Raw genomic sequence first — 26307 nt, 5'->3', positions numbered from 1 at the left:
TCGGTGCCCGACACCCTCGACGCCGCCATGGTGCGCACCTGGTGCGGACTGGCCCTGGAGGCGCTGGGGAAGGCCCGCGAGAGCATCGACGCGATCAACGTCTATCCGGTCGCCGACGGGGACACCGGCACCAATCTGTACTTCACCGTCGAGTCCGCGGCCCAGGCCGTCGAGGCGGTCTTCGCCGCCCACGCGGAGATGGCCGCCGTCCCGACCGCGCCCGCGGGCGGCGGAGGGGGAGCCGGCGGGGGCGGCGCGGGGCCGGGGCTGCCGGCGCTGCCGGACGCGCTGCGGGCCATGACACACGGCGCCCTGATCGGCGCCCGCGGCAACTCCGGCACCATCCTGTCGCAGATGCTGCGCGGCCTGGCCGAGGTGCTGGCCGCGCCCCGGGAGGCGGCCGCGGAAGCCGCCCCGGAGCCGGGCGGCCGGGCCGGCGGCGAGCGGCTGCGGCGGGCGCTGCGGCGGGCCGGCGAGGCCGCGTACCGTGCCGTGGCCCACCCGGTCGAGGGGACGATGCTGACCGTGGCCGCGGCCGCGGCGGACGCCGCCGAGCGCGCCGGGGGAGGAGCCGCCGAGGTGGTGCGGGCGGCGTACGAAGGGGCACGCGCTGCCCTGGAGGAGACCCCGGGGCAACTGGACGTGCTGGGCCGCGCCGGTGTGGTCGACGCGGGCGGCTGCGGGCTGGTGACCGTCCTCGGCGCCCTGATGGAGGCCGTCACGGGGGAGCACCCCCGCCCGGTGGGAGGCGGCCGGGACCGGTCCGGCCGCGCTGCCGGCCCGCCGGCCGGACAGCCGGCGGCGGCCGCCGACTCCGGTGCCACCGGGGCGACCGGGGCCGCCGCTGCCACCGATGCCGCCGCTGCCGGCGCCGAGGCCGCAGCTGAGCCGGCCGTCTGCACCGCTGAGGGCCCGGCCTACGAGGTCATGTACCTTCTGGAGGCGGGCGACGAGGCCGTGGAGACCCTGCGGGCACGGCTGGACCCGCTCGGCGACTCCCTGGTCGTGGTCGGCGGCGACGGGCTGTGGAACGTCCATGTGCACGTCGACGACGCCGGAGCCGCCGTCGAGGCCGGGATCGAGGCCGGACGCCCGTACCGGATCCGCGTCACCCACTTCGGGTCGGAGACCCAGCGCGCCGAGCAGCAGCCGCGCGCCCAGCGGGCGGTCGTCATGGTGGTCCCGGGCGACGGGCTGGCGGAGCTGTGCCGGGAGGCGGGCGCCACGGTGGTCACCGTGCGCCCCGGGGAGCCGCCCGCCGCCGGTGAACTCGTGGAGGCCGCCCGCCGGGCGCACGCCCGCGAGGTCGTGCTGCTGCCCAATGACACCGCCCTGCGGCACACGGCCGCCGCTGCCGCCGAGCAGGCGCGGGCGGAGGGCATACGGGTCGCCGTCGTCCCGACCCGCTCGCCGGTCCAGGGCATCGCGGCCCTGGCCGTGCACGGACCGGAGCGCCGCTTCGACGAGGACGTCGTCGCCATGACCTCCGCCGCCGGCGCCACCCGCCACGCCGAGCTCGCGGTGGCCGAACACCGCTCCTGGACCATGGCCGGTGTCTGCCAGGCCGGTGACGTCCTCGGACTCATCGACGGGGACGTCGCCGTGATCGGGCAGGATCTCGCCGCGACGGCCGAGGCCGTCCTGGAGCGGATGCTGGCCGCGGGGGGCGAGATGGTCACCCTGGTGCTCGGCGCGGAGGCGCCCGACGCGCTGGCGGACCACCTGGAGGACCGGGTCCGGCAGGGGCACCTGGCCGTCGACACCGTCGTCCACCGGGGCGGCCAGCCCTCCGTACCCCTGATCATCGGCGTCGAGTAGGCGCGCCCCGCCGGGCGGAGGCCGGACGCTCCGGGGCGGGAGACGGCTGCGGCTGACCCTCTCTGTCGCACCCATGGTGTGCAATGGACGGCGTGCCCGCCCTGGACGAACCCCTGAAGAAGACGGTCGGCGGCAACACCGCGAAGGTGTTGGCCGAGCAGCTGAACCTGCACACCGTCGGCGATCTGCTGCACCACTACCCGCGCCGGTACGCCGAGCGCGGAGAGCTCACCCGCCTCGCCGACCTCCCGCTCGACGAACACGTGACCGTCGTCGCCGAGGTCGCCGACGCCCGGCTGCTGACGTTCAACAAGGGCAAGGGCGTGCGTCTGGAGGTCACCCTCACCGACGGCAGCGGGCGGCTCCAGCTGGTGTTCTTCGGCCGGCCCGCCCGGCACCACCAGCGGGAGCTGGTGCCCGGCCGGCGCGGCATGTTCTCCGGCAAGGTCGGCGTCTTCAACCGCACCCGGCAGCTGGCCCACCCGGCGTACCAGCTGCTGGACCGCGACAGCGACCTGCGGGACGCCGAGGCGTGGGCCAACGAGCTGATCCCGCTCTACCCGGCCTGCGCCAAGATGGAGTCCTGGAAGATCTCCCAGTCCGTCGGCACCCTGCTCGACTCCCTGGAGGCCACCGGCTGGGAACGCATCGTCGACCCGCTGCCGGAGAGCCTGCGCCGGGAGCGCGGTCTCGCGCCGCTCCCCGAGGCCTTCCGCCGGGTGCACCGGCCCGCCACCAAGGCCGACATCGCCCGCGCCCGGGAACGCCTCAAGTGGGACGAGGCGTTCGTGCTGCAGACCGCCCTGGCCCGCCGCCGGCACGCGGAGTCCCAGCTGCCCGCCGTCCCCCGGGTCCCCCGCCCCGACGGCCTCCTGGCCGCCTTCGACGCCCGGCTGCCGTTCACCCTCACCGAGGGCCAGCGTCAGGTCTCCGCCGAGATCGTCGCCGACCTGGCCGCCGAACACCCCATGCACCGGCTGCTCCAGGGCGAGGTGGGCTCCGGCAAGACCCTGGTCGCGCTCCGCGCCATGCTGGCCGTCGTCGACACCGGCGGACAGGCCGCGCTGCTCGCGCCGACCGAGGTGCTGGCCCAGCAGCACCACCGGTCCGTCACCGAGCTGATGGGCGAGCTGGCGGAGGGAGGGATGCTCGGGGGCGCCGAACACGGCACCAAGGTCGTCCTGCTCACCGGCTCCATGGGCGCGGCCGCCCGCCGTGCCGCGCTGCTGGACCTGGCCACCGGCGAGGCGGGCATCGTCATCGGCACCCACGCCCTGATCGAGGACAAGGTGCGGTTTCACGATCTGGGCCTCGTCGTGGTGGACGAACAGCACCGCTTCGGCGTCGAACAGCGCGACGCCCTGCGCTCCAAGGGCAAGCAGCCCCCGCACCTGCTCGTCATGACGGCCACGCCCATCCCGCGCACCGTCGCCATGACCGTCTTCGGCGATCTGGAGACCTCCGTCCTCGACCAGCTCCCCGCGGGCCGGTCCCCGATCGCCAGCCATGTCGTCCCCGCCGGGGAGAAACCGCACTTCCTCGCCCGCGCCTGGGAACGCCTGCGCGAGGAGGCGGAGGCGGGCCACCAGGCGTACGTGGTCTGCCCCCGCATCGGGGACGAGGAGGACGCCCCCGCCCCCGCGCGGCGCAAGACCGCCCCGGCCGAGGGGGACGCCGAGGACGCGGAGCGCCGCCCGCCGCTCGCCGTTTTGGACGTCGCCGAACAGCTCGGGCGCGGGCCCCTCGCCGGGCTGCGGGTGGAGGTCCTGCACGGCCGGATGCAGCCCGAGGCCAAGGACGACGTGATGCGCCGCTTCTCCGCGGGCGAGGTGGACGTCCTGGTGGCCACCACCGTGGTCGAGGTCGGCGTGAACGTCCCCAACGCCACGGTGATGGTGATCATGGACGCGGACCGGTTCGGGGTCTCCCAGCTGCACCAGCTCCGCGGCCGGGTGGGCCGCGGCAGCGCCCCCGGCCTCTGTCTGCTCGTCACCGAGATGCCCGAGGCCGCCCCCGCCCGGGCCCGGCTGGGCGCGGTCGCCGCCACCCTGGACGGCTTCGAGCTCTCCCGGATCGACCTGGAACAGCGCCGGGAGGGCGACGTGCTCGGCCAGGCCCAGTCCGGCGTCCGGTCCAGCCTGCGGATGCTGGCCGTCATCGAGGACGAGGACGTCATCGCGCAGGCCCGGGAGGAGGCGTCCGCGCTCGTCGCCGCCGACCCGGAGCTGGAGCGGCACCCGGGACTCAGGACCGCCCTCGACGCCCTGCTGGACGCCGAGCGCGAGCAGTTCCTGGACAAGGGCTGAACGGGATCCGCAGGAGGCGCGGGGAAAGGGCCGCGGCCCGGTCGGCGCCCGCCGCCGCGGGCCCCGTTGTCAGTGCCCGATGGGAGAATGGACCCAGTCCGGACCGATCCCGACGGGGATCGGCGGATTGGATCCCTGGGGGCTGATTTCATGGCATTCCGGCATCTCAACGAACTCCCGCTCGGTGACAGGATCTTCCGCATCGAGCTCGCCAGCGACGACGACTCCACCGTCACCCTCACCCTCACCGGCTGGCAGGAGGACGCCCCGGAGACGCTCCTCGCCTCCGGCGCGCTGACCCTGCCGCTCACCGACGTCCCCGCGCTGCGCATCGCGCTCAACCGGGCGCTGCGCGCCCTCGCGCTCGTCGCCGACGTGGCCGAGCCCATCCCCGACCGCGACGTCCTGCGCGAGCTGTTCCCCGGCCACGGCGCCCCCTGGGTGCCCCAGCACGAGGAGGACCTCACCCAGCGCTTCCACGCCGGCGAGACCATCGCCCGGATAGCCGCCCGCTTCGGCCGCACACCCGACTCGGTGCGGACCAAGCTCCGTGAGCTGGGACACGACCCCCGCCGCCCCGACCACTGCCCGCCCGACGGCTGCCTGTCCTGGTCCCGGTACGCCTCCCCGGCCCTGGTCGGAGCCGGTGCGCCCGCCGCGCCGGAGGCGGAGGAGGCGCCACGGGGCTGACGCCTTATCGTGGGACGAAACCAGCGCGCCGGGGCGGCGGCCGGCAGTGGCCGCCGCCCCGGCCCCCCGCGAAGGGCCCCACGATGACCCGCGTGATCGCCGGAGCAGCCGGCGGCCGCCGCCTGGCCGTACCGCCGGGCACCGGCACCCGCCCCACCTCCGACCGGGCGCGCGAAGGGCTCTTCTCCACCTGGCAGTCGCTGCTGGGCGGTCTCGACGGGCTCCGCGTGCTCGACCTCTACGGCGGCTCCGGCGCCGTCGGCCTGGAGGCGCTCTCCCGCGGCGCCGCCCATGTCCTGCTGGCGGAGTCCGACCAGCGGGCCGCGCGCACGATCCGGGAGAACGCCCGCGTCGTCGGCCTGCCGGGGGCCGAGGTCCGCGCCGCCCGGGCCGAGCAGATCGCGGCCGGGCCCCCGCCTGAGCAGCCGTACGACGTGCTCTTCCTGGACCCGCCCTACGCCGTCACCGACGACGATCTCCGGGAGATCCTGCTCACACTCCGCGCCCGGGGGTGGCTGGGCGAAGAAGCCCTGGTCACTGTGGAACGCAGCACCAGAGGCGGGCAGTTCGACTGGCCGGAGGGGTTCGAGGCGGTGCGGGCGCGCCGCTACGGGGAGGCCACCCTTTGGTACGGTCGCGCCGCCCCGACCCGCACGGACGTACCCACGGACGCGCCGTCGGCGAGCGAGTCATGACCGGACCGGAGAGTGAGGGACCTGTGTTGCGCCGTGCCGTCTGTCCGGGGTCCTTCGACCCCGTCACCAACGGGCATCTCGACATCATCGGCCGGGCGTCCAAGCTGTACGACGTCGTGCACGTCGCCGTGATGATCAACAAGTCCAAGCAGGGCATCTTCGCCATCGACGAGCGGCTGGACCTGCTCCGCCGGACCACCGCCGAGTACGGCAACGTCGAGGTCGAGTCCTTCCACGGCCTGCTGGTGGACTTCTGCAAGCAGCGTGACATCCCCGCGATCGTCAAGGGTCTGCGCGCGGTCAGCGACTTCGACTACGAACTCCAGATGGCCCAGATGAACCACGGCCTCTCCGGGGTCGAGACGCTCTTCGTCCCCACCAACCCCACCTACAGCTTCCTCTCCTCCAGCCTGGTCAAGGAGGTCGCGGCCTGGGGCGGCGACGTCTCGCACCTGGTGCCGCCGATCGTGCTGACGGCCCTCACCGAGCGGCTCGGCCGGCGCTGACGGGCGGGCGGCCTGCGCCGCTGTCGGCCGACGCCCGGATGGACGTACAGTCGTCCCGTCCGCGAACCGTCCCGGTCCAGAGAGTTGCGAGCATCCATGGACGTGCAGAAGAAGCTCGACGAGGTCGTCGACACCGTCAGAGGCGCCCGGTCCATGCCCATGTCGGCGTCCTGTGTGGTCAACCGCACCGAACTGCTCGCCCTGCTGGAGGAGATCCGCGAGGCGCTCCCCGGATCCCTGGCCCAGGCGCAGGAGGTGCTGGGCGGCCGTGAGCAGGTGGTCGAGGAGGCCCGGCGCGAGGCCGGGCGCGTCATCGAGTCCGCGCACGCCGAACGCGCTTCGCTGATCTCCGGCACCGAGATCGCCCGGCAGGCGCGGAGCGAGGCCGACCGCATCCTCGGCGAGGCCCGCCGCGAGGCCGAGGAGATCCGGGCCGAGGCCGACGACTACGTGGACAGCAAGCTCGCCAACTTCGAGGTCGTGCTGACCAAGACCCTCGGTTCCGTCGACCGCGGCCGCGAGAAGCTCCTCGGCCGCGGCCCGGGCCTCGACGAGCAGGGCTACGCCGATGAGGAGGCCCCGGAGCGCAGCGCCGACCCGGCCACCCTGCGGGACCGGGCGGACGCCTATGTCGACGCCAAGTTCGGTGCCTTCGAGGCCGTCCTCGCCAAGACCCTCGAAGCGGTCGGCCGGGGGCGGCAGAAGCTCCAGGGCCGGCAGGCGATCGACGACCTGGGGGCGCACATGGCCGCCCAGGACGGTGTCGACCACCAGCGGACCAGCGACGCCGACTATCTGGCGGGCCTGGCCGCCCCGCAGGCGGACGGGCAGCCCGCCGTCCCCGCGCAGGAGCCCGCGGCCCCGGAGCAGAGCGACTACTACGCCCCCGCCGCCGGCTACCAGCAGGACCCGTACGGCTACCAGGGCGGTTACCAGCCGGAGCAGCCGCAGCAGCCGGCCCCGGGCGACGCCTACGGCTATCCGCAGCAGGACCCCTACGCCCAGCAGACCTACGGCCACCAGCAGGGCTACGGCGGCCCGGAGACCTACGGGCAGCAGTATCAGCAGGGCCGCCCCCAGCAGGACCCCACCGCGCTGGACGAGACCAGCCTCTTCGACACCAGCATGATCGACCTCGACCAGCTGCGCCAGTACGAGCAGGGCCGCTGACCCACCGCCCCCGGCCCGCCCGGAGCCGATTGGGTCTGCGGCGGGCCGTCCAGTATCCTGGCTGTTCGGTCGCGTACGTCCGCGATCCCGGCTGCCCGCACACCCGCGGCGGGCCGCCCGTACCGCCACCGTGGAAAGCAGGAAGCCCTGAACGCCCGCCCCGACCACCGCAACCCGCTCGTGTTCGACACACATGAGCTGGGCCGCCGTCCCGGTGCGATGCAGCGGCTCTCCCGCTCCGTCGACGCACCCGCGGACCTCGGCATCGAGGTGATCGGGGTGCCCGCCGGGGCGACGGTGGAGCTCGATCTCCGTCTGGAGTCGGTGATGGAGGGGGTACTGGTCACCGGTACCGCCCGTGCGCCGCTCTCGGGGGAGTGCGTAAGGTGTCTGGAGCCGGTCGAGCGCGAGCTCGAAACGGACTTCCAGGAAATGTTCTCCTACCCCGACGCCGACAGCCGGACCCGCCACGAGGCGGAGCCGGAGGACGACGCCGAGGAGGAGACGTTCTTCGTCGAGGACGGTCTGATCGACCTCGAACCCGTGCTGCGGGACGCGGTGGTGCTCGCACTGCCGCTGCAGCCGGTGTGCCGGGAGGACTGCCCCGGTCTGTGCCCCCAGTGCGGAGCACGGCTCGAGGACGACCCGGACCACCACCACGACGCCGTCGACATCCGTTGGGCGGCACTGCAGGGACTCGCCGACACCGTCAAGGGCGGCGGGAAGGACAACGTGAACGGCGCCGAAGCGGGCGCCGACGAGAAGCAGGAGAAGTAGCCGTGGCTGTTCCGAAGCGGAAGATGTCGCGCAGCAACACGCGCCACCGCCGGTCGCAGTGGAAGGCTGCGGTCCCCACCCTGGTGTCGTGCGAGCGCTGCCATGAGCCCAAGCTGCAGCACATCGCGTGCTCCAGCTGCGGGACCTACAACCGTCGTCAGGTCCTCGACGTCTGATCGGCGGGTGAGAGGCTCTATGTCGGACGCCGGCGCATCCCCCCGCAAACGCGGGGGCGAATCGGCTCAGGCGGACACGGCCTCGTCGCACACGCTGCTGGAAGGGCGGCTCGGCTACCGGCTCGAGTCCGCCCTTCTGGTGCGTGCGCTGACGCACCGCTCGTTCGCGTACGAGAACGGCGGGCTGCCCACCAACGAGCGGCTGGAGTTCCTCGGGGACTCCGTGCTCGGACTGGTGGTCACCGACACGCTGTACCGCATCCACCCGGACCTGCCGGAGGGCCAGCTGGCCAAGCTCCGGGCCGCGGTGGTCAACTCGCGCGCCCTGGCGGAGGTCAGCCGCGGCCTCGACCTGGGCTCCTTCATCCGGCTCGGCCGGGGCGAGGAGGGCACCGGGGGCCGCGACAAGGCATCCATCCTCGCCGACACCCTGGAAGCGGTGATCGGCGCGGTCTATCTCGACCAGGGCCTGGAAGCGGCCGCGGAGCTGGTGCACCGGCTCTTCGACCCGCTGATCGAGAAGTCCTCGAACCTGGGCGCCGGCCTGGACTGGAAGACCAGCCTCCAGGAACTGACGGCGACCGAGGGCCTGGGCGTCCCGGAGTATCTGGTCAGCGAGACCGGACCGGACCACGAGAAGACCTTCACGGCTGCTGCCCGCGTCGGTGGTGTCGCGTACGGCACCGGCACCGGCCGCAGCAAGAAGGAAGCGGAGCAGCAGGCGGCCGAGGCCGCCTGGCGCGCCATCAGCGAGGCCGCGGAAGCGGCCGAGACCGCGGCCGCGGCGACGGCGTCCGAGGTCGCCGGTGCCCGTGCCGCCGCCGGAGCGGACGGCGGAGCCGTCACCGCCGACGGCGACGGCACCCCGGCGGACGGCACCGCGGAGGGTGCGGAGCGCGCCACCCGCTGAACATCCCGCACCCTCGCGGCACCGCCGCGGGGAGCGGACGGTACGGGCCCACCGGCAGGCGCCGGTGGGCCCGCGCCGTACCCGCCCGTCCCGCCGCCGCGCCATCGGCGGCACCCTGTTCCCCGCCCCCGACCCCGCCCCCGACGCCCGATCCCGCCCCAGGAACCAGACCGCCCGGCCCGGGTCCCGGCCGGTGCCCGGAGGAGGAGAAGCCGTGCCCGAGCTGCCCGAGGTCGAGGTGGTCCGGCGGGGCCTGGAACGCTGGGTGAGCGGCCGCACCGTCGCCGGTGCCGAGGTGCGCCACCCCCGGGCGGTCCGCCGCCACACCCCCGGCTCCGAGGACTTCGCGGCCCGGCTCCGGGGTGCCCGGTTCGGGCCGGCGTACCGCCGCGGCAAGTACCTCTGGCTGCCGCTGGGCACCGTGCCCGAGCAGGACCCGGACGCCCCTGCGGCCGGTACCTCGCTGCTGGGCCATCTCGGCATGAGCGGCCAGCTGCTGGTCCAGCCCGCGGACGCCCCGGACGAGACACATCTTCGGGTCCGGATCCGCTTCGCCGACGATCTCGGCACCGAACTGCGCTTCGTCGACCAGCGCACCTTCGGCGGCCTCTCCCTGCACCCGTGGGTACCCGGCGATCCGGAGGGCCTGCCGGACGCCATCGCGCACATCGCCCGCGATCCGCTCGACCCGGCCTTCGACGAGGCGGCCTTCCACGCCGCGCTCCGCCGCCGCCGGACGACCGTCAAACGGGCCCTGCTCGACCAGACCCTGATCAGCGGAGTCGGCAACATCTACGCCGACGAGGCGCTGTGGCGAGCACGGCTGCACTACGACCGCCCCACGGAGACCCTCACCCGCTACCGGAGCACCGAACTCCTCGGCCATGTACGGGACGTCATGCACGCGGCGCTCGCGGCCGGCGGCACCAGTTTCGACAGCCTCTATGTCAATGTGAACGGCGAGTCGGGCTACTTCGACCGCTCCCTGGACGCCTACGGCCGCGAGGACGAGCCGTGCCGCCGCTGCGGCACCCCCATGCGCCGCCGCCCCTGGATGAACCGGTCCAGCTACTACTGCCCGCGCTGCCAGCGCCCGCCGGCCCGGCGCCGAGCCGGACGTCCCTAGTAGCCGAAGTCCTGGGTCCACCAGGGGCCGCCGTCCCCGAAGTGCGCGCCGACCCCCAGGGTGCGGTAGCCGCAGTTGAGGATGTTGGCCCGGTGGCGGGGGGTGTCCAGCCAGGCCTCCATCACCGCCTCCGCGGTCGTCTGCCCGCGGGCGATGTTCTCGCCGCCCAGCCCGTCGATGCCCAGCCTCCCGGCGCGGTCCCAGGGGGTGGCGCCGTCCGGGTCGGTGTGCGCGAAGAAGTCCCGCTCGGCCATGTCCCGGCTGAACGCGCGGGCCAGATCGGCCAGTACGGGATCCGGGGTCACGGGGGAGCAGCCGGCCTCCCGCCGCTCCCGGTTCACCAGGACGAGCACCCTCGCCTCGGCGGCCCGTTCCGGCCCGTCCCCCGGAGCGCCGGTCCGCAGGCTCTCCGCCTCGGCCGGCGCGCCGCGGGGCGACCTGCGGGACGGGGTGGTCCCGTCCGCGGCGGAGGCGGCGGGGTCCGCGGCCGTCCGCCGGGGGGACGGGGCGGACGACGGCTCACCGGCGCCGGGGGAGGGGCCGGTCGCGGGTGGCCGCGTGGGCCCGGCGCCCGGTCCGGCGGCGGCCCCGCCCGGCGCGGCCGCGTCCGTGGTGGCCGCCTCCCGCGGGCCGGGGGCCGCCGGAGACCCGGTCCACACGGGGGCCGCGGGCTCCTGCGCGCCGCCGAAGACGTAGCCGCCCCCGCCCGGCAGCAGACCGGAGGTCACCGTGACCACCCCGACCGCGACGGCCGTCGACACCCCCAGCAGCCCCGTCCGGACCGGCGCCCGGTTCCGCCGCCCCGGCCGCTCCGCCGGCTGCGGATCGCGGCCGGATCCGGACTCCGGGGCCGCGGGCTCGCTGCGTCGCTGGCGGCCCATGACCCACCCCTCCGCTGTACGCGTCACCGATCTCACCCGTAGGAGTGAGGTTTCGTTGACCGGGGACTGTACGCCATGGCGCGGGGACGGATGTGCCCTCCCCGCGTCCGCCGGGATAGCGTTCCTCCATGGAGCAGGACGTCCGTCTCACCGCCTGGGTCCGCGGCCGTGTCCAGGGTGTGGGTTTCCGCTGGTTCACCCGGGCCAGGGCCCTGGAGATCGGCCGCCTCACCGGTTTCGCCTCGAATCTCGGCGACGGCCGGGTGCAGATCGTGGCCGAGGGGCCCAGAGATCATTGCGAACGCCTGCTCGACTGGCTGCGCACCGGTGACACGCCCGGCCGGGTCGAAGGTGTCACCGAGATATGGGACACATTCCGGGGCGGTTACCGGGACTTCGATATCCGCTGAGCCGACGGCCCGCGATACGGCGGACGCCGGCGGAATGGTCCGGAGATCACCGTGAGAGAACGGCGGTGACCTGGTGGTTGCCAAGAACGCGCCGCCGTGCAAGGCTGCGGCCATAAGGATGATCTCCGCCCCCCGCGGGCCTTCCGGAGAGAGCAGCGCCGCATGTCAGAGCGGCGCGCCCCCGGGACGCCCGGCGATACGGGGTGTGATCGTGTTGACCGTCAAACCATTTGGTGAGACGCTGGAATCCCCGCGCACCCCACCTGTTCAGCACCGGGAATGACGGTGGTGGCAGGCACCGCGGGTGCGACTAGCTCACGACCCACACCGCATCGGTCGGTCACTCAGTGTGGAGGACCATCCATCATGGCAAAGGCGCTTCTCGGTTACGTCGGCGGTTCCGACCCGCGACTCATCGCCGAGATGCGACGGCTTCAGCAGCGTGTACAGGACCTGGAATCCGAGATCGTACGGATGCAGGCCGAGAACGACGCGCTGTCGGCCGCCGCTCATCACGGTGACTCGCTGCTCGAAAGCTTCGATGTATCCAAGGCGGAGCCGGCACTCACCTGAGGCCGGGCTTCCGGCCGGTCCGGCGGCCGGGTACCGCTGAGAATCTGCAAGGGACGCTTCGGCGTCCCTTCTTCTTTTCCGTCCGGTCTCTTTCTCCTCCACCCTGGTGTGCCCGGCGCACTCCCGTGTGAAACCGAAAGGAACGCGGCGGAACGGGGAAGTGAGGCGCACGGGACGGGTGACGGACGCGTGCCGGAAGGTAGAGTCCAGCGGCGTGCACCTCAAGAGTCTGACCCTGCGCGGGTTCAAATCCTTCGCGTCGGCCACGACACTCCGTTTCGAGCCGGGCATCACCTGTGTGGTGGGCCCGAACGGCTCCGGGAAGTCCAATGTCGTGGACGCCCTGTCCTGGGTGATGGGAGAACAGGGCGCGAAATCGCTGCGCGGCGGAAAGATGGAGGACGTGATCTTCGCCGGCACCACCGGCCGCCCGCCGCTGGGCCGGGCCGAGGTGTCGCTGACGATCGACAATGCCGATGGCGCCCTGCCCATTGACTACGCCGAAGTGACGATCACGCGGATCATGTTCCGCAACGGCGGCAGCGAATACCAGATCAACGGGGACACCTGCCGGCTGCTCGACATCCAGGAATTGCTGTCCGACTCCGGTATCGGCCGCGAAATGCATGTCATCGTCGGCCAGGGGCAGTTGGACTCCGTTCTGCATGCCGATCCCATGGGGCGCCGGGCCTTCATCGAGGAGGCGGCCGGAGTTCTCAAGCACCGCAAGCGCAAGGAGAAGGCGCTGCGGAAACTGGACGCGATGCAGGCCAACCTCGCGCGGGTCCAGGACCTCACCGACGAACTGCGGCGGCAGCTCAAGCCCCTCGGCCGGCAGGCGGCCGTGGCCCGGCGCGCCGCCGTCATCCAGGCCGACCTGCGGGACGCCCGGCTCCGCCTGCTCGCCGACGACCTGGTCACCCTGCGCGAGGCGCTCCGGGCCGAGGTCGCGGACGAGGCGGCCCTCAAGCAGCGCAAGGACGCGGCCGAGGCCGAACTGCGCGCGGCGCAGCGGCGCGAGGCCGAACTGGAGGACCAGGTGCGGCGCCTGGCCCCCAGGCTGCAGCGCGCCCAGCAGAACTGGTACGAACTGTCCCAGCTCGCCGAGCGGGTGCGCGGCACCGCCAGCCTGGCCGACGCCCGGGTCAAGAGCGCCACCACCGTCCCCGCGGAGGAGCGGCGCGGCCGGGACCCGGAGGACATGGAGCGGGAGGCGGCCCGGATCCGCGAGCAGGAGGCGGAGCTGGAGGCCGCGCTGGAGGCCGCGGAGCGGGCGCTGGAGGACACCGTCGCCCACCGGGCCGATCTGGAGCGCGAACTGGCGCGCGAGGAACGCCGGCTGAAGGACGCCGCCCGCGCCATCGCCGACCGGCGCGAGGGCCTGGCACGGCTGCACGGGCAGGTGAACGCGGCGCGGAGCCGGGCGGCTTCCGCCCAGGCGGAGATCGGGCGGCTGGCCGAGTCCCGGGACGACGCCCTGCGCCGCGCCACCGCCGCGCAGGAGGAGTACGAACAGCTCCGGGCGGAGGTGGACGGGCTCGACGCGGACGACGCCGAGCTGGCCGGCCGCCACGAGGCCGCCAAACGCGAACTGGCCGCCGCCGAAGCGGCGCTGAACGGCGCCCGGGAGGCCGTCACCGCCGCCGAGCGCAAACGGGCCGCGACGGCCGCCCGGCACGACGCCCTCGCCACCGGGCTGCGCCGCAAGGACGGCACCGGGGCCCTGCTCGCCGCGGGCGAGCGGCTGGCGGGCCTCCTCGGCCCGGCCGCCGAACTCCTCACCGTCGAGTCCGGCTACGAGGTGCCGGTGGCCGCGGCGCTGGGGGCCGCGGCCGACGCCGTGGCCGTCGACGGCCCCTCGACGGCGGCGGACGCGCTGCGGTTGCTCCGCAAGACGGACGCCGGCCGCGCAACCCTGCTGCCGGCCGCCGGCGCGGCCGAGCCGGACCCTCCGGCGGACGGGACGCTCCCCGGCGGCCACCGCCATGCCGCCGGCCTCGTGAGCGGGCCGCCGGGGCTGCTGCCCGCCGTGCGCCGGCTGCTGCGCGGGGTCGTGGTGGTCGGGACGCTGGAGGACGCGGAGGACCTGGTCGCCGCGGAGCCGGAGCTGACGGCGGTCACGGCCGAGGGCGATCTGCTCGGCACCCACCTCGCCCAGGGCGGTTCCGCCGGCGCGCCGAGCCTGCTGGAGGTGCAGGCGTCCGTCGACGAGGCGGCGGCCGAGCTGGCCGAGCTGGCCGTACGGTGCGAGGAGCTCGCCGGGGAGCAGCGGCGGGCGGGGGAGCGGCGCACCGCGTGTGCCGCCCTTGTCGAGGAACTGGCGGCCCGGCGGAGCGCGGCCGACCGGGAGAAGTCCACCGTCGCCCAGTCGCTGGGCCGGCTGGCGGGCCAGGCCCGGGCCGCGGCGGGCGAGGCGGAGCGGGCCTCCGCGGCGGTCGAACGCGCCGAGGAGGCGTTGCGGCGGGCCACCGAGGAGGCCGAGGAGCTCACCGAACGGCTGCTGACCGCCGAGGAGGCGGCGCTGGCCGACGGGGCCGAGGAGGAGCCCGACACCTCGGCCCGGGACCGGCTGGCCGCCGACGGCGCGAACGCCCGGCAGACGGAGATGGAGGCCCGGCTCCAGGTCCGTACCCATGAGGAGCGCGTCAAGGGGCTCGCGGGCCGGGCGGACGCGCTGGACCGCGGCGCGCGCGCCGAGCGGGAGGCCCGGGCGCGGGCGGAGCGGCTGCGGGCCCGGCTGCGGCACGAGGCTGAGGTCGCCGCCGCGGTCGCGGACGGCGCCCGGCAGCTGCTGGCGCACATCGAGGTGTCGCTGGTACGGGCCGGGGAGGAACGGGCCGCGGCCGAGCGGGCCAAGGCCGGCCGGGAGGCGGATCTGGCCGCGGAGCGCCACCGGGGCCGGGACCTCAAGAGCGAGCTGGACAAGCTGACCGACTCGGTGCACCGGGGCGAAGTGCTGGGCGCGGAGAAGCGGCTGCGGATCGAGCAGTTGGAGACCCGGTCGCTGGAGGAGCTCGGCGTCGAACCGGAGGTGCTGATCGCGGAGTACGGGCCGGACCAGCTCGTGCCGCCGTCGCCGCCCGCGGAGGGCGAGACGCTCCCGGAGGACCCGGAGGACCCGCGCAACCGGCCGGTGCCCTATGTGCGGGCGGCCCAGGAGAAGAGGCTGAGGGCGGCCGAGCGGGCGTACCAGCAGCTGGGCAAGGTGAACCCGCTCGCCCTGGAGGAGTTCGCGGCGCTGGAGGAGCGGCACAAGTTCCTGACCGAGCAGCTCGACGACCTGAAGAAGACCCGGGCCGACCTCCTTCAAGTCGTGAAGGAAGTGGACGAGCGGGTCGAGCAGGTCTTCACCGAGGCGTTCCGGGACACCGCGCGCGAGTTCGAGGGCGTCTTCTCCCGTCTCTTCCCGGGCGGCGAGGGCCGGCTGCTGCTCACCGACCCGGAGAACATGCTGTCGACCGGTGTGGATGTCGAGGCCCGGCCGCCCGGCAAGAAGGTGAAGCGGCTCTCCCTGCTGTCGGGAGGTGAACGCTCGCTGACCGCGGTGGCGATGCTGGTCTCCATCTTCAAGGCCCGGCCCAGCCCGTTCTATGTGATGGACGAGGTGGAGGCCGCGCTCGACGACACCAATCTGCAGCGGCTGATCCGGATCATGGAGGAGCTCCAGGAGAGCTCCCAGCTGATCGTGATCACCCACCAGAAGCGGACGATGGAGGTCGCCGACGCCCTCTACGGCGTCTCCATGCAGGGCGACGGGGTGTCCAAGGTCATCAGCCAGCGGCTGCGCTGACGCCGTCCGGTCCGTGCCGGGGACGGCGGCCCTCGGGGTGTGCGGACGGGCGTGCATGAGCTCGGGGGTCCCGGGGAAGCCGCTGAACGGCACTGCATTTGACTTCAGGAATTGAACACATAGTCTCGGCTGAGTTCATCTTGCCTTCAAGTGGTGTTCCCCTGGCGGTGTCACACCACCGGAGGCCCGACCCCCACGCCCGGGACGCCGCCGGGCTCAGGAGAGAACGTGTCCACCACGCTTGCCGAGGGCCGCAGAGCCCACCCGGAACACATCGGCCATGTCATCTTCATCACGGCCTCCGCCGCGATGGGTGGTTTCCTCTTCGGTTACGACAGCTCCGTCATCAACGGCACGGTCGTGGCGATCCGCGACCGCTTCGGTGTCGGCTCGGAACTCCTCGCCCAGGTGATCGCCGCCGCGCTGATCGGCTGCGCCCTCGGCGCCGCGGCCGCCGGCCGGATCGCGGACCGCGTCGGCCGGATCCGGGTGATGCAGATAGCCGCCCTGCTCTTCACGGCCAGCGCGATCGGCTCGGCCCTGCCCTTCACCATCTGGGACCTCGCCTTCTGGCGGGTGCTCGGAGGTGTGGCCATCGGTATGGCCTCGGTCATCGGCCCGGCCTATATCGCCGAGGTCGCCCCGCCCGCGTACCGGGGCCGGCTGGGCTCCTTCCAGCAGGCCGCGATCGTCATCGGCATCGCCGCCTCGCAGCTGGTCAATTTCGGCATCCTCACCTTCGCCGACGGCGAGCAGCGCGGCGCCCTCGCCGGCCTGGAGGCCTGGCAGTGGATGCTCGGTGCCGAGGTCGTCCCGGCCGCCCTCTACGGCCTGCTGGCCTTCGCGATCCCGGAGTCCCCCCGCTTCCTCATCTCCGTGGGCAGGACGGAGCGGGCCAGAAAGGTCCTGCGCGAGGTGGAGGGCGAGAACGTCGACCTGGACCAGCGGATCTCCGAGATCAACGAGGCGATGCGCACCGACCGCAAGTCCACGTTCCGGGACCTGCTGGGCGGCCGCTTCAAGCTGCTGCCGATCGTCTGGGTCGGTATCGGGCTGTCGCTCTTCCAGCAGCTCGTCGGCATCAACGTGATCTTCTACTACTCGGCCTCGCTCTGGCAGTCCGTCGGCATCGACCCGACCAGCTCGTTCCTCTACTCCTTCACCACATCGATCATCAACATCATCGGCACCGTGATCGCGATGATCTTCGTCGACCGCTTCGGCCGCAAGCCCCTGCTGCTCGTCGGATCCACCGGCATGGCGCTCTCCCTGGGCCTCGCCGCGTGGGCGTTCTCGTACAAGACCGGGACCGGCGCGGACATCTCCATGCCGGACGCGCAGGGCACGGTGGCGCTCGTCGCCGCCCACTCCTTCGTGCTCTTCTTCGCCCTGTCCTGGGGTGTGGTGGTCTGGGTGCTGCTCGGTGAGATGTTCCCCAACCGGATCCGGGCCGCCGCCCTCGGTATCGCGGCCTCGGCCCAGTGGGTCGCCAACTGGCTGATCACGGTGAGCTTCCCGAGCCTGTCCGACTGGAACCTCTCCGGCGCGTACGTGCTCTACACCGTCTTCGCCGTGCTCTCCATCCCGTTCGTCCTCAGGTGGGTGCCCGAGACCAAGGGCAAGTCCCTGGAGGAGATGGGCTGACCCGCTCGCTGACGGCGGCCCCCGGTCCGGCTCGGAGTACGAGCCGGACCGGGGGCCGCCGGTGCGCCGGGAGACGGTACGGCCGACGCGCGGTGACCGGCGGGGGCGGGGACGGGACGCGGGACGGTGGCCGATACTGAGGGAGTTATGGAATTCGTCATCCTTGCTGTAGTCATCGCCCTGGTCGCGATCGGCGCGATCACCGGTCTGGTGGTGACCAGCCGCCGGAAGAAGCGGCTGCCTCCCCCGCCGCCGAGCGCGCCGACCATCACGGCCCCGCCCGCCGAACCGCATGTCGGTGAGGAGGCCGGGCCTCCCGCCGCCGAAGAACGCCGCACCATCGAAGAGGTCGGACTTCCGGGCGCCGGTGCCACCGTCGCCGAGGCCCCGGCGCCCGCTCCGGTGCCGGAGGCCCCGCCCGTCGAGGTGCCGGCCCCGACCGCCGGCCGGCTCGTCCGGCTGCGCGCCCGGCTCTCCCGCTCGCAGAACTCCCTGGGCAAGGGCCTGCTCACCCTGCTCTCCCGGGAACATCTCGACGAGGACACCTGGGAGGAGATCGAGGACACCCTGCTCACCGCGGATGTCGGCGTGGCCCCCACCCAGGAGCTCGTGGAGCGGCTCCGGGAGCGGGTGAAGGTCCTCGGCACCCGCACTCCGGAGGAACTGCGCACCCTGCTGCGCGAGGAACTGCTCACCCTGATCGGCACGGAGGCCGACCGGTCCGTGAAGACCGACGGCGGCCTGGAGACCCCGGCCGTCGTGATGGTCGTCGGCGTCAACGGCACGGGCAAGACCACCACCACCGGCAAGCTCGCGCGGGTCCTGGTCGCGGACGGGCGCAGCGTGGTGCTCGGCGCGGCCGACACCTTCCGGGCCGCCGCCGCCGACCAGCTGCAGACCTGGGGCGAGCGGGTCGGCGCCAGAACTGTCCGCGGACCCGAGAGCGGCGATCCGGCGTCGGTCGCCTTCGACGCGGTCAAGGAGGGCATCGCCGAGGGCGCGGACGTGGTCCTCATCGACACCGCCGGCCGGCTGCACACCAAGGCCGGTCTCATGGACGAGCTGGGCAAGGTCAAGCGGGTCGTGGAGAAGCACGGACCGCTGGACGAGGTGCTGCTGGTCCTCGACGCCACGACGGGCCAGAACGGCCTGGTGCAGGCCCGGGTCTTCTCCGAGGTCGTGGACATCACGGGGATCGTGCTGACCAAGCTCGACGGCACGGCCAAGGGCGGCATCGTCGTGGCCGTCCAGCGCGAACTGGGCGTGCCGGTGAAGCTGGTGGGCCTCGGGGAGGGCGCCGACGACCTGGCGCCCTTCGAGCCGGAGGCCTTCGTCGACGCGCTCATCGGGGACTGAGCCGGGCGGGACGGACCGCCGGGCACCGGGCCGCCGCCCGGCCGGGGACACGGCGCGACCGCCGCACCCGGCCGGACGGCGGCCCGGTCCCGTTCCCCGCGGGCGGGACCCGCACCCCCGTCCGGGGCCGTACCGCCGCGGCCGCGGCCGCGCCCGGCGGTTCTCAGCGGGCGGCCGAGCGGTGGCAGACGTAGGCGAGCGTGCCCAGCAGCAGGCGGGCGTGCGGCGGGCGGACCGCCGTGCCGAGCTCCGGCGGTCTCAGCCAGCGGACCGGTCCGAGCCCCGCCAGGTCGGAGGGCGGCGCGGTGATGTGGCTGCCGGGGGGCAGGCAGCGCAGGTCCAGCCGGGCACCGTCCCACCCCATGCGGTAGAGCAGATCGGGCAGTTCGGCGGAGGCTCCGGGCGCGACGAGGAAGTGGGCCCGGCCGTGCGGCGTGACCGCGACGGGGCCGAGCGGCAGCCCCATCCGCTCCATCCGGACCAGCGCCTGCCGGCCGGCCGTCGCGCCGACCTCGATGACGTCGAACGAGCGGCCCACCGGCAGCAGGACGGCGGTACCGGGCAGCTCGGCCCAGGCGGCGGCCACCTCGCGGAGCGTCGAGCCGGCCGGCACCGTCGGGGCGTGGCGGAGGGGGTGCGCCCCGGGGGCCGCACACTGCGGTGCGCCGCAGGAACAGCGGGCGCCGCGCTCGCCGGAGAGGGCCGTGGCGCGGGCTCCGGGGACCACGTCCCAGCCGTGGAGTCCGGTGTACTCCGCCACCACCGTGCACTCCGACGCGCGGCCGCGGCGCCGCGTGCCCGGCCGCAGGTCCCGGATGCCGCCGATCGTGAAGCCCATGCCCTCTCCAACGGGTCGCTCGAATCAGTGGTTACGCGTGGAGGAGACGTCCCGCGCCGTCTGTCGCTGCGGTCGGCGCTGTATACGGCTCGGTGGGGTGCGGCGGGTGGTGGCCGGTCCGGTGCGCGCCCCCGTCGGCAACCGTCCTCCCAGTCGAATTGCCAGTGTCAAGTGAATCGCGAAGGGAACGCCAGATGTTCATCCGAAGGGGTGGCGAATGGTGGCGTTTCCCGGTGTCAGCTCGTCACACAGGTGATCGTAGGATTACTTTCGGTGCGCACGGTCTTCCGGGGGTGGTGCCGGACCGGTGGGGCGCAGGTGGTCCGTATGGTCGGCTTTCGTCGCTTTTCGTCGGTTCGGGCAGTCTTCTGTCCGCTCCGCCGGCGCCGGAGGGATCGGGAGCCGTCCGAAGCTGCCCGATGCCGTCTGAATCCGCCGGCGCCGGGGTATGCCGGTGACAGGCCGACCGCCCGGTCGGCCGACCGGCACTCCGGGCCGCCGAGGGCACGTCCCGGCGGGGGAGGGCCGGCTTCCCGGGACCGGCGCTCGCACGGAAGCGGCAGAACGGGGGCATGGCAGTTGGACACCGGTGGCAGCGGCACGCAGACCGGCAAGCATCCCAATGAGCCCCTGGGGTCGTGGTTCCTGCGCAGCGGCTGGTCCAAGGGCGAACTCGCCCGCCAGGTGAACCGCCGGGCCCGGCAGCTGGGCGCCCACCACATCAGTACCGACACCTCCCGCGTGCGCCGCTGGCTGGACGGGGAGCAGCCGCGCGAGCCCATCCCGCGGATCCTCTCCGAGCTGTTCTCCGAGCGCTTCGGCTGCGTGGTCTCCACCGAGGACCTCGGGCTGCGCACCGCGCACCCCTCCCCGTCGGACTCGGTGGTGGACCTGCCCTGGAGCGGCCCCCGCACGACCGCCCTGCTCAGCGAGTTCTCCCGCAGCGATCTCATGCTGGCCCGGCGGGGCTTCCTCGGCAGCTCCCTGACGCTGGCCGCGGGCCCCTCCCTCGTCGAGCCGCTGCAGCGCTGGCTGGTGCCGGCCCCGGGCGGGCGGCCGGAGGAGACGGCGGTGCCCGCGCGGGACCCCTCCGGACGGGCCGCGCCCCGGCTGTCCGGGCCGGAACTGGACCTGCTGGAGACCGCGACCAGGATGTTCCGGCAGTGGGACGCGCAGTGCGGCGGAGGGCTGCGCCGCAAGGCGGTCGTCGGCCAGCTGCACGAGGTCACCGACCTGCTGCACGAACCGCATCCGGCGCCGGTCGCCCGCAGGCTGTTCGGTGTCGCGGCCGAACTCGCCGAACTGGCGGGGTGGATGAGCTACGACATCGGGCTCCAGCCCACCGCCCAGAAGTACTTCGTGCTGGCGCTGCACGCCGCCAAGGAGGCGGGGGACAAGCCCCTCGGTTCGTACATCCTCTCCAATATGAGCCGGCAGATGATCCATCTCGGCAGGCCGGACGACGCCCTGGAGCTGGTCCATCTCGCCCAGTACGGCAGCCGGGACTGCTCCACCGCGCGGACCCAGGCCATGCTGTATGCGATGGAGGCCCGCGCCTACGCCAACATGGGCGCCCCCGGCAAGTGCAAACGCGCCGTGCGGATGGCCGAGGAGACTTTCGCGGAGGCGGCCCCGGGCGACGGCGATCCGGACTGGATCCGCTTCTTCTCCGAGGCCGAGCTGAACGGCGAGAACGCCCATTCGTACCGCGATCTCGCGTACGCGGCCGGCCGCAGTCCGGCCTACGCCTCACTGGCCGAGCCCCTGATGGAGCGGGCCGTGGAACTCTTCCGGCAGGATGCGGAACACCAGCGTTCCTACGCGCTCAATCTGATCGGTATGGCCACCGTTCATCTGCTGAAAAAGGAACCGGAACGATCAGTGGTACTCGCGGAGCAGGCTCTCGGAGTCGCCCGGCAGGTGCGGTCCGAGCGCGTGAACACCAGGCTGCGGAAGACCGTGGACCACGCCGCCCGTGAATTCGGCTCGGTGGCCGAAGTCCTCCGTGTCACCGATCGGCTGGCCCGCGAACTGTCCGATTCCGCCGAGGCCCCGCGGGCGGTCTGAAGCCCCGCGGCGGGCCCGCCCGGCCGCGCCGGACCGCCGGGTTCCGGCCATCCCCGGGACCCGGGCGGAGCCTGCCCCGAACCGTCCGCCGGCGTCCCGCAGTTCATCCGCGCGTAACACGGGCACGGCCTTCGTCACGGCGCCGAAACACCGTGCGGCATCGGAGGAAACGGCGCTGCGCCAATCTCTAGGCGAAAACCGGCCCATCCCACGTTCCATCCCGCACGGGCCGTCGCTTTCTAGGAGATCGACATTGAATGGCGCAGATACCGCATTCGTATTGATCAGTGCCGCGCTCGTGATGCTGATGACACCGGGCCTGGCTTTCTTCTACGGGGGCATGGTGCGGGTCAAGAGCGCCCTCAACATGCTCATGATGTCCTTCATCTCACTGGGGATCGTCAGCGTCCTCTGGGTCCTGTACGGCTACTCGCTCACCTTCGGTGACGACATCGGCAGCGGCCTGCTGGGCAACCTCGACCACGTCGGCCTCGCCGGCATCGACCCCGAGACGCTCACCGGAGGCAAGGAAGGCATCCCCGTCTTCGCCTTCGCCCTCTTCCAGCTGATGTTCGCCGTGCTGACGCCCGCCCTGATGAGCGGCGCGCTCGCGGACCGGGTGAAGTTCAGCGCCTGGTCGCTCTTCATCGCCCTCTGGGTGACCGTGGTCTACTTCCCGGTCGCGCACTGGGTGTGGCAGGCCGACGGCTGGCTGTTCCAGCTGGAGGTCATCGACTTCGCCGGCGGCACGGCCGTCCACATCAACGCGGGTATCGGCGCCCTGGCCGCCGTCCTGGTCGTCGGCAAGCGCATCGGGTTCAAGAAGGAACCGATGCGGCCGCACAACCTGCCCCTGGTGATGCTGGGCGCGGCCCTGCTGTGGTTCGGCTGGTTCGGCTTCAACGCCGGCTCGGCCCTGGCCGCCAACGGCACCGCGGCCACCATGGCCCTCAACACCCAGGTCGCCACCGGCGCGGCGATGCTCGGCTGGCTGGTCTACGAGCGGATCCGGCACGGCGCCTTCACCACCCTCGGCGCCGCCTCCGGCGCGGTCGCGGGCCTGGTCGCCATCACGCCCTCCGGTGCGCACGTCAACGCCCTCGGCGCCGTCCTCATCGGTGTCGTGGCCGGTGCCGTCTGCTCCTGGGCCGTCAGCCTCAAGTACAAGCTGGGCTACGACGACTCCCTCGACGTCGTCGGCGTCCACCTGGTCGGCGGCGTCATCGGCACCCTGCTGGTCGGCGTCCTCGCCATCGACGGCGTGGGCGGCATGAGCCAGCTCGGCAAGCAGGCCATCGGAGCCTTCTCGGTCATGGCCTTCTCCTTCGTCGTCTCCTGGCTGCTGGCGAAGATCGTCGACATGACGATCGGCTTCCGGGCCGACGAGGACGACGAGACCTCCGGGCTCGACCAGGTGTTCCACGCCGAGACGGGCTACGACTTCAGCACCGTGGGGGGCACGCCCACCGGCCGTAGTACGGTGCCGGACCTCACGGAGACGGGTGCGGCGGCGCCGCGGAACAAGAAGGTGGACGCATGAAGCTCATCACGGCGGTCGTGAAGCCGCACCGGCTGGACGAGATCAAGGAGGCCCTCCAGGCCTTCGGCGTCCAGGGCCTGACGGTCACCGAGGCCAGCGGCTACGGCCGGCAGCGCGGCCACACCGAGGTGTACCGCGGCGCCGAGTACACCGTCGACCTCGTGCCCAAGGTCCGGATCGAGGTGCTGGTCGAGGACGGCGACGCCGAACAGCTGATCGACGTCATCGTCAAGGCCTCCCGGACCGGCAAGATCGGCGACGGCAAGGTGTGGTGCGTCCCCGTCGACACAGCGGTCCGGGTACGGACCGGGGAGCGCGGCCCGGACGCGCTCTAGGCCAGGCCCCGGGCGGGTCCGCGAGACGGACGCGGACCCGCCCGGCATCCGGCACCGCACGACCGGCCCGCACGGGGCCCGAACAGCAACAAAAGGGGAACCGGTGACGGACGGCGTGGACATCACAGCGGACGCGGCCGGCCCGCCGCCCGGCGGCTACGCGGCGGCGCGCACCCGGCTGCTCCGGCAGGAGACCCCGCCCGGGCCCGGCCGCCGCGCGGCCCTGGCCCGCCTCACCGACGACTGGCTGGCCGCGCTCTTCACCGCGAGCGCCGCCGGCGCCGTCACCCGGAACGGCACACCGGCGGACCCGCCCCCCGGAGAGCCCCGCGCACCACGCCCCGCGCCCCGGCGCGGAGCCGCCCTGGTGGCCGTCGGCGGCTACGGACGGGGCGAACTCTCCCCGCGCAGCGACCTCGACCTGCTGCTGCTGCACGACGACACGGCCGACCCCAAGACCGTGGCGGCCCTCGCCGACGGCATCTGGTACCCGGTCTGGGACCTCGGGCTCGCCCTCGACCACTCCGTGCGCACCACCGCCCAGGCCCGCTCCACCGCCCGCGAGGACCTCAAGGTCCAGCTCGGCCTGCTGGACGCCCGGCACATCGCCGGAGACCCGTCACTCACCACCGCGCTGCGCACGGCCGTCTTCGCCGACTGGCGCAACCAGGCACCGAAGCGCCTGCCCGAACTGCGCGCCCTGGGCGATGAACGCACCCGGCGCCACGGCGAACTCCAGTTCCTCCTGGAGCCCGACCTCAAGGAGGCGCACGGCGGCCTCCGCGACCTGACCGCCCTGCGCGCCGTCGCCGCCTCCTGGCTGGCCGACGCCCCGCGCGAGGGACTGGCCGAGGCCCGGACCCGGCTCCTCGACACCCGCGACACCCTCCACCTGGCCACAGGCCGCGCCACCGACCGGCTCGCCCTCCAGGAACAGGACCAGGTCGCCGCCGACCTGGGACTGGCGGACGCCGACGCCCTGCTCCGCCGGGTCTACGAGGCCGCGCGCACCGTGGCCTACGCCGACGACGTGACCTGGCGGGAGGTCGGCCGTGTCCTGCGCGCCCGCTCGGCCCGCAGCGGACTGCGCGGGCTGCTCACCGGCGGGCGCCCGGGCCGCGGCCGGACCCCCGGCGCGTCCGGCGACGCGGCCGAACGCACCCCGCTCGCCGAGGGCGTCGTCGAACAGGACGGCGAGGCCGTACTCGCCCGCGCCGCCCGGCCCCAGCAGGACCCGGTCCTGCCGCTGCGCGCGGCCGCCGCCGCGGCCCAGGCCGGGCTCCCCCTCTCGCCGCACGCCGTACGGCGCCTGGCCACCGCGGCCCGTCCGCTGCCCGTGCCGTGGCCCGCCGAGGCCCGCGAGCAGTTCGTCACCCTCCTCGGCGCCGGCCCGCCCACCGTGGGGGTGTGGGAGGCCCTGGAGGCCGAGGGCCTGATCACCCGGCTGCTGCCCGACTGGGAGCGGGTCCGCTGCCGGCCGCAGCGCAACGCGGTGCACCGCTGGACCGTCGACCGGCACTGCGTCGAGACCGCCGTGCGGGCCGGCGCGCTCAGCCGCCGGGTCGGCCGCCCCGACCTGCTGCTCGTGGCGGCCCTGCTGCACGACATCGGCAAGGGCTGGCCGGGCGACCACTCCGCCACCGGCGAGGTCATCGCCCGCGACGTGGCCGCCAGGATCGGCTTCGGCCCGGCGGACACCGGGACCGTCGCCGCGCTCGTCCGCCACCATCTGCTGCTCGTCGAGACGGCGACCCGCCGCGATCTGGACGATCCGGCCACCGTCCAGAAGGTCGCGGACGCGGTCGGCAGCCCGGAGACGCTCGGCCTGCTGCACGCCCTCACCGAGGCCGACGCCCTCGCCACCGGCCCCGCCGCCTGGAGCGCGTGGCGCGCGTCCCTCGTCACCGACCTCGTCCGCCGGGTGGCCGCCGTCCTCGCGGGCGAGCCGCCCCGGCACCCGGACGACAGCGGCCCGTCCGCGGGGACCGAGCCCGGACAGCGGCGGCTCGCCGCGGAGGCGCTGCGCACCGGCGGCCCGGTGCTCAGCCTGAGCCCCGGCACGCCGGAGGGAGCCCCGGTCGGCGGCGAGCCCGAACCCGTCGGCGTCGAACTGCACATCGCCGTACCCGAGCGCGCCGGTCTGCTGCCCGCGGCGGCGGGCGTACTCGCCCTGCACCGGCTCGCGGTGCGCTCCGCCGACCTGCGGCTCCTGGAGCCCGCGCCCGGGCGGGCCGGCGAGGAAGGGGAGGCGGACGGCCCCGTCCTGCTGCTGAGCTGGCGGGTGGCCGCCGAGTACGGTTCCCTGCCGGACGCGGCCCGGCTCCGCGCCGATCTGCTGCGCGCCCTGGACGGATCGCTCGACATCGCCGCCCGGCTCGCCGAGCGCGAGGCCGCGTACCCGCGCCGCCACGGGGTGCGGCCCCCGCCGCCCCGGGTGACGGTCGCCCCGGCGGCCTCCCGGCACGCGACGGTCCTGGAGGTGCGGGCACAGGACGCCCCGGGCCTGCTGCACCGCATCGGCCGGGCCCTGGAGGAGTCGGGGGTGCGGCTGCGCAGCGCGCACATCAGCACCCTCGGCGCCAACGCGGTCGACGCCTTCTATCTCACCGGCACCGACGGGGCGCCGCTGGCCGGGAGCCGGGCCGCGGAGGTGGCCCGCGCCGTACAGAGCACCCTGGGCTGACCGCGGGGGAGACCGC

The 26307-nt window shown here is 73.9% G+C and carries 21 protein-coding genes; 19 read left to right on the top strand and 2 right to left on the bottom strand.

The window, feature by feature from the left end:
* Positions 1-27: 27 nt before the first annotated feature.
* The 10 genes from LIX60_RS08380 (at position 28) to mutM (ending at position 10174) form a co-directional block, all read left to right on the top strand.
* Positions 28-1818, top strand: a complete 1791-nt coding sequence (locus tag LIX60_RS08380) for a DAK2 domain-containing protein (RefSeq protein WP_227962673.1) — start codon at positions 28-30, stop codon at positions 1816-1818.
* A gap of 83 nt (positions 1819-1901) precedes the next feature.
* Positions 1902-4124 carry an ATP-dependent DNA helicase RecG gene (gene recG / locus LIX60_RS08375; protein WP_227957895.1) on the top strand — a complete coding sequence of 741 codons (2223 nt, stop codon included), beginning with the start codon at positions 1902-1904 and terminating at the stop codon, positions 4122-4124.
* Positions 4125-4274: 150 nt separating this feature from the next.
* Positions 4275-4814, top strand: a complete 540-nt coding sequence (locus LIX60_RS08370) for a hypothetical protein (protein WP_019709856.1) — start codon at positions 4275-4277, stop codon at positions 4812-4814.
* Complete coding sequence (gene rsmD, locus LIX60_RS08365; RefSeq protein ID WP_308102029.1) at positions 4709-5509, top strand: 16S rRNA (guanine(966)-N(2))-methyltransferase RsmD; 801 nt, start codon at positions 4709-4711, stop codon at positions 5507-5509. The genes LIX60_RS08370 and rsmD overlap by 106 nt, the downstream gene beginning before the upstream one ends.
* Positions 5506-6015: a pantetheine-phosphate adenylyltransferase gene (gene coaD / locus LIX60_RS08360; RefSeq protein WP_039822114.1), complete on the top strand. Its 510-nt coding sequence runs from the start codon at positions 5506-5508 to the stop codon at positions 6013-6015. Before rsmD ends, coaD begins: the two co-directional genes overlap by 4 nt.
* A 96-nt stretch (positions 6016-6111) precedes the next feature.
* Positions 6112-7185 carry an ATP synthase F0 subunit B gene (locus LIX60_RS08355; RefSeq protein ID WP_227957893.1) on the top strand — a complete coding sequence of 358 codons (1074 nt, stop codon included), beginning with the start codon at positions 6112-6114 and terminating at the stop codon, positions 7183-7185.
* A 147-nt stretch (positions 7186-7332) separates the two neighbouring features.
* Positions 7333-7962, top strand: a complete 630-nt coding sequence (locus LIX60_RS08350) for a DUF177 domain-containing protein (protein ID WP_265585232.1) — start codon at positions 7333-7335, stop codon at positions 7960-7962.
* A gap of 2 nt (positions 7963-7964) precedes the next feature.
* Positions 7965-8138, top strand: a complete 174-nt coding sequence (rpmF, locus tag LIX60_RS08345; RefSeq protein ID WP_227957891.1) for a 50S ribosomal protein L32 — start codon at positions 7965-7967, stop codon at positions 8136-8138.
* Positions 8139-8157: 19 nt separating this feature from the next.
* Positions 8158-9048 carry a ribonuclease III gene (gene rnc / locus LIX60_RS08340; protein WP_227957890.1) on the top strand — a complete coding sequence of 297 codons (891 nt, stop codon included), beginning with the start codon at positions 8158-8160 and terminating at the stop codon, positions 9046-9048.
* 214 nt (positions 9049-9262) lie between these two features.
* Positions 9263-10174 carry a bifunctional DNA-formamidopyrimidine glycosylase/DNA-(apurinic or apyrimidinic site) lyase gene (mutM, locus tag LIX60_RS08335; RefSeq protein WP_227957889.1) on the top strand — a complete coding sequence of 304 codons (912 nt, stop codon included), beginning with the start codon at positions 9263-9265 and terminating at the stop codon, positions 10172-10174.
* Here the strand turns inward: mutM and LIX60_RS08330 are convergent.
* On the bottom strand, positions 10171-11055 hold the full coding sequence (locus LIX60_RS08330; RefSeq protein WP_227957888.1) for a CAP domain-containing protein: 885 nt from the start codon (positions 11053-11055) through the stop codon (positions 10171-10173). The genes mutM and LIX60_RS08330 overlap by 4 nt on opposite strands.
* Before the next feature lie 128 nt (positions 11056-11183).
* Between LIX60_RS08330 and LIX60_RS08325 the strand changes: the two genes are divergently transcribed.
* The 5 genes from LIX60_RS08325 to ftsY all read left to right on the top strand — a co-directional run bounded on the left by LIX60_RS08325 (position 11184) and on the right by ftsY (position 18828).
* Complete coding sequence (locus LIX60_RS08325; protein ID WP_227957887.1) at positions 11184-11465, top strand: acylphosphatase; 282 nt, start codon at positions 11184-11186, stop codon at positions 11463-11465.
* Positions 11466-11831: 366 nt separating this feature from the next.
* Complete coding sequence (locus LIX60_RS08320; protein ID WP_019709848.1) at positions 11832-12038, top strand: hypothetical protein; 207 nt, start codon at positions 11832-11834, stop codon at positions 12036-12038.
* A gap of 214 nt (positions 12039-12252) precedes the next feature.
* On the top strand, positions 12253-15828 hold the full coding sequence (gene smc, locus LIX60_RS08315; protein ID WP_227957886.1) for a chromosome segregation protein SMC: 3576 nt from the start codon (positions 12253-12255) through the stop codon (positions 15826-15828).
* Positions 15829-16056: 228 nt separating this feature from the next.
* Positions 16057-17472, top strand: a complete 1416-nt coding sequence (locus LIX60_RS08310; RefSeq protein ID WP_227957885.1) for a sugar porter family MFS transporter — start codon at positions 16057-16059, stop codon at positions 17470-17472.
* Positions 17473-17619: 147 nt separating this feature from the next.
* Entirely contained in the window at positions 17620-18828 is a 1209-nt protein-coding gene (ftsY, locus tag LIX60_RS08305) for a signal recognition particle-docking protein FtsY (protein WP_125622894.1), read from the top strand.
* Positions 18829-18991: 163 nt separating this feature from the next.
* Here the strand turns inward: ftsY and LIX60_RS08300 are convergent, their stop codons facing one another.
* Complete coding sequence (locus LIX60_RS08300; RefSeq protein ID WP_227957884.1) at positions 18992-19666, bottom strand: bifunctional DNA primase/polymerase; 675 nt, start codon at positions 19664-19666, stop codon at positions 18992-18994.
* Positions 19667-20245: 579 nt separating this feature from the next.
* Here LIX60_RS08300 and LIX60_RS08295 point away from each other — a divergent pair.
* The 4 genes from LIX60_RS08295 to LIX60_RS08280 all read left to right on the top strand — a co-directional run bounded on the left by LIX60_RS08295 (position 20246) and on the right by LIX60_RS08280 (position 26291).
* Positions 20246-21733, top strand: coding sequence for a hypothetical protein (locus tag LIX60_RS08295; protein WP_227957883.1), 1488 nt, complete (start codon positions 20246-20248; stop codon positions 21731-21733).
* A gap of 253 nt (positions 21734-21986) precedes the next feature.
* Positions 21987-23273 carry an ammonium transporter gene (locus LIX60_RS08290; protein ID WP_227957882.1) on the top strand — a complete coding sequence of 429 codons (1287 nt, stop codon included), beginning with the start codon at positions 21987-21989 and terminating at the stop codon, positions 23271-23273.
* Positions 23270-23608 carry a P-II family nitrogen regulator gene (locus LIX60_RS08285; RefSeq protein WP_043469845.1) on the top strand — a complete coding sequence of 113 codons (339 nt, stop codon included), beginning with the start codon at positions 23270-23272 and terminating at the stop codon, positions 23606-23608. Before LIX60_RS08290 ends, LIX60_RS08285 begins: the two co-directional genes overlap by 4 nt.
* 103 nt (positions 23609-23711) lie before the next feature.
* Complete coding sequence (locus LIX60_RS08280) at positions 23712-26291, top strand: [protein-PII] uridylyltransferase (RefSeq protein WP_374117829.1); 2580 nt, start codon at positions 23712-23714, stop codon at positions 26289-26291.
* Positions 26292-26307 lie beyond the last annotated feature (16 nt).

This window comes from Streptomyces sp. S07_1.15, from assembly GCF_020739505.1.
GTDB lineage: Bacteria > Actinomycetota > Actinomycetes > Streptomycetales > Streptomycetaceae > Streptomyces > Streptomyces xinghaiensis.
The sequence above is the reverse complement of the archived record's forward strand: the minus strand, read 5'-3'. Positions and strand labels throughout refer to the sequence as shown.

Excerpts from the sequence above, each read along its gene's own strand:
- LIX60_RS08380 (WP_227962673.1), top strand. The coding sequence starts at position 28 with ATGGTGCGCACCTGGTGCGGACTGGCCCTGGAGGCGCTGGGGAAGGCC.
- LIX60_RS08330 (WP_227957888.1), bottom strand. The coding sequence starts at position 11,055 with ATGGGCCGCCAGCGACGCAGCGAGCCCGCGGCCCCGGAGTCCGGATCC.
- LIX60_RS08325 (WP_227957887.1), top strand. The coding sequence starts at position 11,184 with ATGGAGCAGGACGTCCGTCTCACCGCCTGGGTCCGCGGCCGTGTCCAG.
- LIX60_RS08285 (WP_043469845.1), top strand. The coding sequence starts at position 23,270 with ATGAAGCTCATCACGGCGGTCGTGAAGCCGCACCGGCTGGACGAGATC.
- rnc (WP_227957890.1), top strand. The coding sequence starts at position 8,158 with ATGTCGGACGCCGGCGCATCCCCCCGCAAACGCGGGGGCGAATCGGCT.
- coaD (WP_039822114.1), top strand. The coding sequence starts at position 5,506 with ATGACCGGACCGGAGAGTGAGGGACCTGTGTTGCGCCGTGCCGTCTGT.
- LIX60_RS08300 (WP_227957884.1), bottom strand. The coding sequence starts at position 19,666 with ATGGGCTTCACGATCGGCGGCATCCGGGACCTGCGGCCGGGCACGCGG.
- LIX60_RS08355 (WP_227957893.1), top strand. The coding sequence starts at position 6,112 with ATGGACGTGCAGAAGAAGCTCGACGAGGTCGTCGACACCGTCAGAGGC.
- LIX60_RS08320 (WP_019709848.1), top strand. The coding sequence starts at position 11,832 with ATGGCAAAGGCGCTTCTCGGTTACGTCGGCGGTTCCGACCCGCGACTC.
- ftsY (WP_125622894.1), top strand. The coding sequence starts at position 17,620 with ATGGAATTCGTCATCCTTGCTGTAGTCATCGCCCTGGTCGCGATCGGC.
- recG (WP_227957895.1), top strand. The coding sequence starts at position 1,902 with ATGGACGGCGTGCCCGCCCTGGACGAACCCCTGAAGAAGACGGTCGGC.
- LIX60_RS08370 (WP_019709856.1), top strand. The coding sequence starts at position 4,275 with ATGGCATTCCGGCATCTCAACGAACTCCCGCTCGGTGACAGGATCTTC.